Annotated in this window: 6 protein-coding genes and 1 pseudogene; 2 read left to right on the top strand and 5 right to left on the bottom strand. The window is 61.5% G+C overall.

Annotation, left to right across the window (positions count from 1 at the left end; genetic code table 11):
• A pseudogene (locus tag WBB95_RS04660) lies at window positions 1–437 on the top strand (acyl-CoA dehydrogenase); the annotation flags it as partial.
• 11 nt (window positions 438–448) lie between these two features.
• Complete coding sequence (locus tag WBB95_RS04655; protein WP_424486524.1) at window positions 449–1,222, top strand: enoyl-CoA hydratase; 774 nt, start codon at window positions 449–451, stop codon at window positions 1,220–1,222.
• Window positions 1,223–1,354: 132 nt separating this feature from the next.
• On the opposite strand, the gene WBB95_RS04650 is transcribed toward WBB95_RS04655, so the two are convergent.
• From WBB95_RS04650 to WBB95_RS04630, 5 genes are all read right to left on the bottom strand, one after another.
• Complete coding sequence (locus WBB95_RS04650) at window positions 1,355–2,506, bottom strand: acyl-CoA dehydrogenase family protein (protein WP_424486523.1); 1,152 nt, start codon at window positions 2,504–2,506, stop codon at window positions 1,355–1,357.
• A gap of 3 nt (window positions 2,507–2,509) precedes the next feature.
• Window positions 2,510–3,628 carry an enoyl-CoA hydratase/isomerase family protein gene (locus WBB95_RS04645; RefSeq protein WP_424486522.1) on the bottom strand — a complete coding sequence of 373 codons (1,119 nt, stop codon included), beginning with the start codon at window positions 3,626–3,628 and terminating at the stop codon, window positions 2,510–2,512.
• Between the two features lie 131 nt (window positions 3,629–3,759).
• Entirely contained in the window at window positions 3,760–4,470 is a 711-nt protein-coding gene (locus WBB95_RS04640; RefSeq protein ID WP_424486521.1) for an HPP family protein, read from the bottom strand.
• A 583-nt stretch (window positions 4,471–5,053) separates the two neighbouring features.
• Window positions 5,054–6,676: an ArnT family glycosyltransferase gene (locus tag WBB95_RS04635; RefSeq protein WP_424486520.1), complete on the bottom strand. Its 1,623-nt coding sequence runs from the start codon at window positions 6,674–6,676 to the stop codon at window positions 5,054–5,056.
• A 3-nt stretch (window positions 6,677–6,679) separates the two neighbouring features.
• On the bottom strand, window positions 6,680–7,898 hold a 1,219-nt coding region (locus tag WBB95_RS04630; RefSeq protein WP_424486519.1), incomplete at its 5' end, for a UDP-glucose dehydrogenase family protein.

Raw genomic sequence — 7,898 nt, 5'->3', positions numbered from 1 at the left:
GGATCGCCCTGGCCAACCTCGAAGGCGGCCGCGTCGGCATCGCATCGCAATCGGTGGGCATGGCCCGCGCGGCTTTTGAAGCGGCCCGTGACTACGCCCGCGAGCGTGAAAGCTTTGGCAAGGCCTTGATCGAACACCAGGCCGTGGCGTTTCGCCTGGCCGACATGGCCACGCAAATTGCCGTCGCCCGGCAGATGGTGCATTACGCGGCCGCGCTGCGTGACAGCGGCAAGCCCGCACTGGTGGAGGCGTCCATGGCCAAGCTGTTCGCCTCGGAAATGGCCGAAAAAGTCTGCTCGGCCGCCTTGCAAACCTTGGGCGGTTACGGTTACCTGAGCGACTTCCCCTTGGAGCGGATCTACCGCGATGTGCGGGTCTGCCAGATTTACGAAGGCACCAGCGATATCCAGCGCATGGTCATCTCACGCAATCTTTAAGGAGCCACTCCATGAGTTACGAGACTATTTTGCTCGACGTCCAGGGCCGCGTCGGGCTGATTACCCTGAACCGCCCGCACGCCCTGAACGCCTTGAACGCGCAGTTGGTCAGCGAATTGAACCAGGCGTTGGACAGCCTGGAAGCCAACCCTGAAATCGGCTGCATCGTGCTGACCGGTTCGAAAAAAGCCTTCGCTGCGGGTGCCGACATCAAGGAAATGGCCGAGCTGACTTACCCGCAGATCTACCTCGACGACCTGTTCAGTGACAGCGACCGCGTGGCCAACCGCCGCAAACCGATCATTGCGGCAGTCAACGGTTTCGCCCTCGGCGGCGGCTGCGAGCTGGCGTTGATGTGCGACTTCATCCTGGCCGGTGACGGCGCCAAGTTCGGCCAGCCGGAAATCAACCTCGGCGTATTGCCGGGCATGGGCGGCACCCAGCGCCTGACCCGCGCCGTCGGCAAGGCCAAGGCCATGGAAATGTGCCTGACCGGGCGCTTTATCGACGCGGTGGAAGCCGAGCGCTGCGGCGTTGTCGCGCGGATCGTGCCGGCGGACGAGTTGCTCGAAGAAGCGCTGAAAGTCGCCACGCTGATTGCCGGCAAGTCGGTGCCGATCAGCATGATGGTCAAGGAAAGTGTGAACCGTGCGTTTGAAGTGAGCCTGTCTGAGGGCGTGCGGTTTGAGCGTCGGGTGTTCCACGCGGCGTTTGCCACGCAGGATCAGAAGGAAGGCATGGCCGCGTTCGTGGCCAAGCGCGCGCCGGAATTCAAGGATAAATAAGCCGCTTTCCAAGACACTGGAAACCTGATGTGGGAGCTGGCTTGCCTGCGATGCAGGCACCTCGGTTTGTCTGCCTTACCGAGGTGATTCAATCGCAGGCAAGCCAGCTCCCACAGGTATTACTGTGTTGATTTAGAGCTGGTAGTTCTTGAGTTCTCTAGCAATCACCATCCGCTGAATCTCGCTCGTCCCTTCGTAAATCTGCGTGATTCGCGCATCCCGGTAGTAACGTTCCACCGGATAGTCCTCCAGATACCCATACCCGCCGTGAATCTGCATCGCCGAGGAGCAGACCTTTTCGGCCATTTCCGAGGCGAACAGCTTGGCTTGTGAGGCCTCCGACAGGCATGGCTTGCCGGCACTGCGCAGGCGCGCGGCGTGCAGGATCAGCAAGCGTGCGGCGTTCAGTCGGGTCTGCATGTCGGCCAGCAGGTTGGCCACGCTCTGGTGTTCGATGATCGCCTTGTTGAATTGCACCCGGTCACGGGCATAGGCTAGCGCTGCCTCGAATGCCGCGCGAGCGATGCCAAGCGCCTGGGCGGCAATGCCGATGCGACCGCCTTCAAGGTTGGACAGGGCGATGGCCAGGCCTTTGCCGCGCTCACCGAGCAAGTTGTCTTGGGGAATGGTGCATTGGTTGAGGGTCACGGCGCAGGTGTCCGAGGCGCGGATGCCCATTTTGTGTTCCGTGCGGTCGACGACAAACCCTGGGGTGTCCGTGGGTACCAGAAACGCAGAAATGCCTTTTTTGCCCAGGTCCGGGTCGGTGACGGCGAACACAATCGCCAACTTTGCACGCTTGCCATTGCTGACAAATTGCTTGGCGCCGTTGATCACCCAGTGACCGTCACGCAGCTCGGCACGGGTGCGCAGGTTGTGTGCCTCGGAGCCGGCCTGGGGTTCGGTCAGGCAAAAACAGCCGATGGCCTGGCCGCTGGCAAGGTCTGCCAGCCACGTCTGCTTCTGCGCATCGGTGCCGAAGTTGAGAACAGGCCCGCAACCGACTGAATTATGAATGCTCATCAGTGCGCCCGTGGCGCCGTCACCGGCGGAAATCTCTTCAACCGCCAAGGCATACGCCACGTAATCGACGTAAGTACCGCCCCATTCTTCCGGCACCACCATGCCCAGCAGGCCCAACTCGCCCATCTTCGCCACCAAGGCGTCATCGATCCAGCCGGCTTTTTCCCAGGCTTGGGCATGGGGGGCGATTTCACCCTGGGCAAAGTCACGCGCCATGTCGCGGATCATTACTTGTTCTTCAGTGTATTCAATATCTTGCATGGCTTATTTACCAACCTGCTTGAAGTTCTGGAAGAAGCTTTCGACATGAGCCGCGTCGAGCCCATGAAGCGTGGCGGGGTTCCAGCGTGGGGACTTGTCTTTGTCGATGATCAGGGCGCGCACGCCTTCGATCAGGTCGCCGCGCTCGAACCACTGGCGGTCCAGGTGCAACTCAAGGGCGAAACATTCTTCCAGCGGCAGGCGGCGGCCACGGCGGAGCATTTGGAGGGTGACCGCCATCGCCAGCGGCGAGCGGGTTTGCATCAGGCTGGCCGTGGTCAGCGCCCAATCATGGCTGTCGGCGACGGTCACTGCCTGCAGTTGCTCGACAATGCTCGGCACGTCCGGCAAGGCGAAGAAGTGGTCGATGGCCGGGCGCAAGGCTGCCAGTGGTGGGTCGGGCAATTGCTGCACCGCCAGCTTGGCGAGTACGCCTTGCAGGTCCTTGAGGGGAGAGTCCTGCCATTGCAGGCGGTCGAGTTTCTGGTCCAGCTCGGCGAGCTTGGCGCTGTCGATGTACCAGTCCGCCAGCCCGCAATACAGCGCATCGGCGGCGCGAATCTGCACACCCGTGACGCCGAGGTAAACCCCCAGCTCGCCAGGAATGCGCGGCAGGAAGTAGCTGCCGCCTACATCCGGGAAATAACCGATGGCGACTTCCGGCATCGCCAGGCGGCTGCGTTCGGTGACCACGCGCAGGTCGGCGCCTTGCACCAGGCCCATGCCGCCGCCGAGGACGAACCCGTCCATCAGCGCGAGCACCGGTTTGCGGTAATGGTGGATGGCCAGGTCGAGTGCGTATTCTTCGACGAAGAAGTCTTCGTGCAAGGTGTCGCCATTCTTGAAGCTGTCATACAGTGAGCGGATATCGCCCCCGGCGCAGAACGCTTTGTCACCGGCACCGCGCAGGACCACGGCGTGAACCTGTGGGTCATCCGCCCAAGCCTGCAAGTGCGTGGCCAGGCTGCGAACCATGTCCAGGGTAATGGCATTCAAGCCGGCGGGGCGGTTGAGGGTGAGGTGGCCAATGTGGTTGCGGACCTCGGCCAGCACCTGTTGCTGAACCGCCTTGTCCTGTAGAGCATCGGCATGGCTTGCTTGCGATGAAACCTGAGCAGTCATCTCTAACTCCCTGCTTTTATTGTTCTTTATCAAGATGTTCGCGGGCGAACCTTCTCGCGATCGTACCAGTGCAAATTTGCCCAGTACAACCCAGAATCATGCAGGTCGTTTTTGCATTTATGCAGTAACGCTTACCCCGCGCGACTGGCCAGCACTTCACCGATGCTGCGGCGTCGCGCATGGCCTTCTGCCGCGTGGATCAGTTGCTCCAACTCGGTCGGTTGGACGTCATAGAACTGCTCCATTTCAGCCAATGCCAACTTGAGGTCGGCCGCGGTGATCGCAGGGTCCGTGACCGCCGGTGCTGTGCCCATTACCACGGCCGGTGCTTCGATCAGGCCCTTGGGATAACGCGTGCGGGTGGCATTGTTGTAGGCCAGCGCGCACGCCAGCAGCGCGCCGGCGCCGAGCAGCACCGGGGCCAGCTCCTGCCAGCCGAGGGCGATAGACGCGGGGTCCGCCAGCACCAGGGTCATGGCAAGGCCGCCCGCCGGTGGGTGCAGGCAACGCAGCCAACACATCAGCACCACCGTCATGCCGGCCGCGAGGCAAGCGCTGCCTAGCGTGCGCCCCAGCACTCGGGCGACCAGCAACGCAATCACGCCCGCACACAAATAGCTGCCGATGATCGACCACGGCTGCGCCAGCGCGCCAGACGACACCGCAAACAACAGCACCGCCGACGCACCGAGAGGGCCGAGCAAGTGCAGCGCGACGTCCATGCCAAACACTTGCGCGCACAGCCACACACTCAGCAGTGTGCCCAAGGCCATGCCGACGGCGGCGCGGCGCCATTCGGCAGGGCGGGTATGGATGGCGGCGGGTATCAGACGAGCGAACATTCAAGGGTCCTGAAACGGCGGGCGAAAAAAAAGGCCTGCCTGGTTTCCCGGAACAGCCCTTTGAAAGTTCCAACATTTGGGGGAGGAACCTGCGCAGTGTGCCGAGCTTAAAGGCATGGCGCCAATGCATATTAATGAAGTTTGAATGCAAAAATAATGAAATTAACTCATTGGTGATGGTGGTTGAGAGGCAACGCAACGCTGGCCTTTGCCGTGGGTGCAGGCTCAATGCCATCCTCAAACAGGCGTCTATGTAAACCCTCGAGAACCGCTGGGTCGTCCGCCAACGGGCCTTTCAACGCGACCAGCGCGTTGCGCAGTGACATCAGTCGGTACAGCGTCGGGCCCGGTATAACCAGTAGATCTTCTCGCACGGCAATGTCCTTGATCAGGCGGTGGCGACGCGGCGGTAAATAATTACTGCGCTTGGCGAACGAGTCTACATTTGGGTTCCAGGCACAGGAAGACAAAGCGCACCAGCCGTTACGCATAGCTGTGTAGGTGCTTTCTTGCTGGTTATAACGAAAAACGCCCACTCCTTGCGGAATGGGCGTTGCTTCTTACACCGTCGTTGGAACTTCGATCAAGGCGTTGCGGTTTTCTCAAGATGCAGCAAGACGTAGGGGTCTTTGTCGAACTCCCCGGTAAGCGTCGGGGTGAGCGAACGCCAGCGCGGGTCTTGCAGCTTTTCGAAGTCCTGGGCGCTCATTACCAGCCAGGCAGGCGCTTGCAGTGGCGCCAGGTCAGCGGCCGACTGGGTAAACAGCGGGACCTTGTCGCAACCGAAATTGACCATGAACTTGATCGCTTTCGCATCTTTGCCCAAGCCATGCAGCACGACCGGTGCCGGTTGCTGTTGTATTTGCTCTTTGACGGCGAGGGTAAAGGTACGCGTGTCGTACAGCGCGCGCTCCAGGGGTTCGACCACCACAATGTAGGTCGACCAGAGCGCGAGCACCGCAGCAAGCGCCGGGGCCAGCGGGCGCCACCGCGCTTTCAACAGGCCCAGCAGTGCAAGCACCTGAAGCACCGCCAGTACCGTGAAGATCAGCCCGAGGCTGCTCAACTGTTCCGGGTAACGCCGCCGTGCGACCACCAACCCGATCGCCAACAGCGCCGGCAACAACGTCCAGAGGCCCAGCATCAAGCCGCGCAACAGGGCAAACAGCCGCCCTTGAGTGACCTGGAACGGGTAGGCCGCAATGATTGCCGCCATCGGCAGCATCGGCAGTATGTAGCGCGCCTTTTTTGCCTGGGGCACCGAGAGCCCGAGCATCACCAACAAGCCCGCCGCCGCGCAGTACAACACCAACTGCAAGGCCGGGTCTGGCGCGCGCCGCCCACCGACTGCCACGGCGACCAACGCCAACAACGCCAGCGGATACGCCAAGGCATAGTTGCCCATGGAGCTGGTGAAGTAATACAGCACGCCGCTGGAGCCTTCGGTGCCATCCATGCGACCGAGGAACTGCATGCGGATCACGTCCTGCATGAACGCCTCGCCACCACTGAGCTTGGCCAGCAGCAGCAACAGGCCGATACACGCCGCCAGCAGCGCCAGCGCCAGCAGGCCGAAGGTGAACAACTGGCGCCACTGCCGGTTCAGCAGGTAATAGCTGCACAGCACGCCGGTTGGAATCACCAGGCCGATGGGGCCACGGATCGCGAAGCCGAGTATCAGCAGCAGGAACAGCCAGTGCAGGCGTTTCGGGCTTTCGAAATGATCATGCGCGTAACCCAGGTAGAACACCGCCAGGGCCACGGTAGCGAGCATCTGGTCGAGGGAAACCGCGCGGGTTTCACTGACGAATGTGCTGCTGAGCAGCAGCATCGCGATGCTCAACAACCCCCAGCGCGTGGAGTAGGGCGCCGTAAGGCGATACACCAGGGTCACGATGAACGCCGACGCGATGGCCGTCGGCAACCACGCAGTGAAGCTGCTGACATGCCCCAAAGGCAGGGAAAACAGCCAGGTCAGCAGGGTCGAGGTCGCCAGGTAGTCAGCGTAAGGCTGCCCATAGGTCGTGGGGAAAAAGCTCGGCCCGTGACGCAGCATTTCCTGGGCGAACAGCACGAAACGCGAGTCAAAGCCGATAATCGCCTGGTGCCAATTACCGACAATGAACAGCACCAGCGCCAGGAGCCCAAGCCCCAGCGACTGGTGACGGATCGTTGCGCTAAGCAGGGGAGGATTCGCCTTGTTCACGAATCAGGCTTCCTTTGCCTGCGGCACCCAGTTTTGCTGAGGGATTGGCAATTCACAGGAGTCACCACGGCCCATCGGGAAGTACTTGAAGCCTTTGCGTGCCAGGCGCTCGCCGTCGTAGAGGTTGCGACCGTCGAAGATCACCGGGCTTTTCAGGCGGTCATGGATCAGGTCGAAATCCGGCGCCTTGAATTGCTGCCACTCGGTGCAGACGATCAACGCATCGGCGCCACTCAAGGCGGATTCCGGCGTGCCCAGCAGCGTCAGGCGTGATTCGTCACCGTAAATGCGCTGGGTTTCCTGCATGGCCTCAGGGTCGAAGGCGCGCACTGTCGCGCCCGCTGCCCACAGGGCTTCCATGAGTACGCGGCTTGGTGCGTCACGCATGTCATCGGTGTTGGGCTTGAAGGCCAGGCCCCACAAGGCAAACGTCTTGCCCTGCAGGTCGCCCTTGAAGTAAGCATTGATGCGTTCGAACAGCTTGCTCTTCTGGCGCTGGTTGATGGCTTCCACGGCTTCCAGCAGGTCGCTGGAGCAGTTGGCCTGCTTGGCGCTGTGGATCAGGGCGCGCATGTCCTTGGGGAAACACGAACCGCCGTAGCCGCAGCCCGGGTAGATGAAGTGGTAGCCGATGCGCGAGTCGGCGCCGATGCCAAGGCGCACGGCTTCGATGTCTGCACCCAGGTGTTCGGCCAGCTCGGCGATCTGGTTGATGAAGCTGATCTTGGTGGCCAGCATGCAGTTGGCGGCGTACTTGGTCAGTTCGGCGCTGCGCAGGTCCATGAAGATGATGCGGTCGTGGTTGCGGTTGAACGGCGCGTACAGGTCGCGCATCACGTCACGCACTTCTTCGCGTTCGCAGCCGATGATGATGCGGTCCGGGCGGCGGCAGTCGGCAACCGCCGAGCCTTCCTTGAGGAATTCCGGGTTGGAGACGATATCGAACTCCAGGTGCCGGCCGGCGATGCGCAGGTTTTTCTCGATATGCGCACGCAACGTGTCGCCAGTACCGACCGGCACGGTGGATTTTTCCACCAGGATCACCGGCTCAACGCGATGACGGGAGACCGCGTCGCCCACCGACAGCACGTATTTGAGGTCAGCCGAGCCGTCTTCGTCAGACGGCGTGCCGACGGCGATGAACAGGACTTCGCCGTGTTCAACGGCGAGCTTCTCGTCAAAGGTGAAATGCAGGCGACCGCTTTCCAGGTTTTCCTTCACC

The sequence above is a fragment of the Pseudomonas sp. genome (genome assembly GCF_049645325.1).
Lineage (GTDB): Bacteria > Pseudomonadota > Gammaproteobacteria > Pseudomonadales > Pseudomonadaceae > Aquipseudomonas.
This window is presented reverse-complemented; position numbering and strand designations above follow the sequence as displayed.

Excerpts from the sequence above, each read along its gene's own strand:
- WBB95_RS04655 (WP_424486524.1), top strand. The coding sequence starts at position 449 with ATGAGTTACGAGACTATTTTGCTCGACGTCCAGGGCCGCGTCGGGCTG.
- WBB95_RS04650 (WP_424486523.1), bottom strand. The coding sequence starts at position 2,506 with ATGCAAGATATTGAATACACTGAAGAACAAGTAATGATCCGCGACATG.
- WBB95_RS04645 (WP_424486522.1), bottom strand. The coding sequence starts at position 3,628 with ATGACTGCTCAGGTTTCATCGCAAGCAAGCCATGCCGATGCTCTACAG.
- WBB95_RS04640 (WP_424486521.1), bottom strand. The coding sequence starts at position 4,470 with ATGTTCGCTCGTCTGATACCCGCCGCCATCCATACCCGCCCTGCCGAA.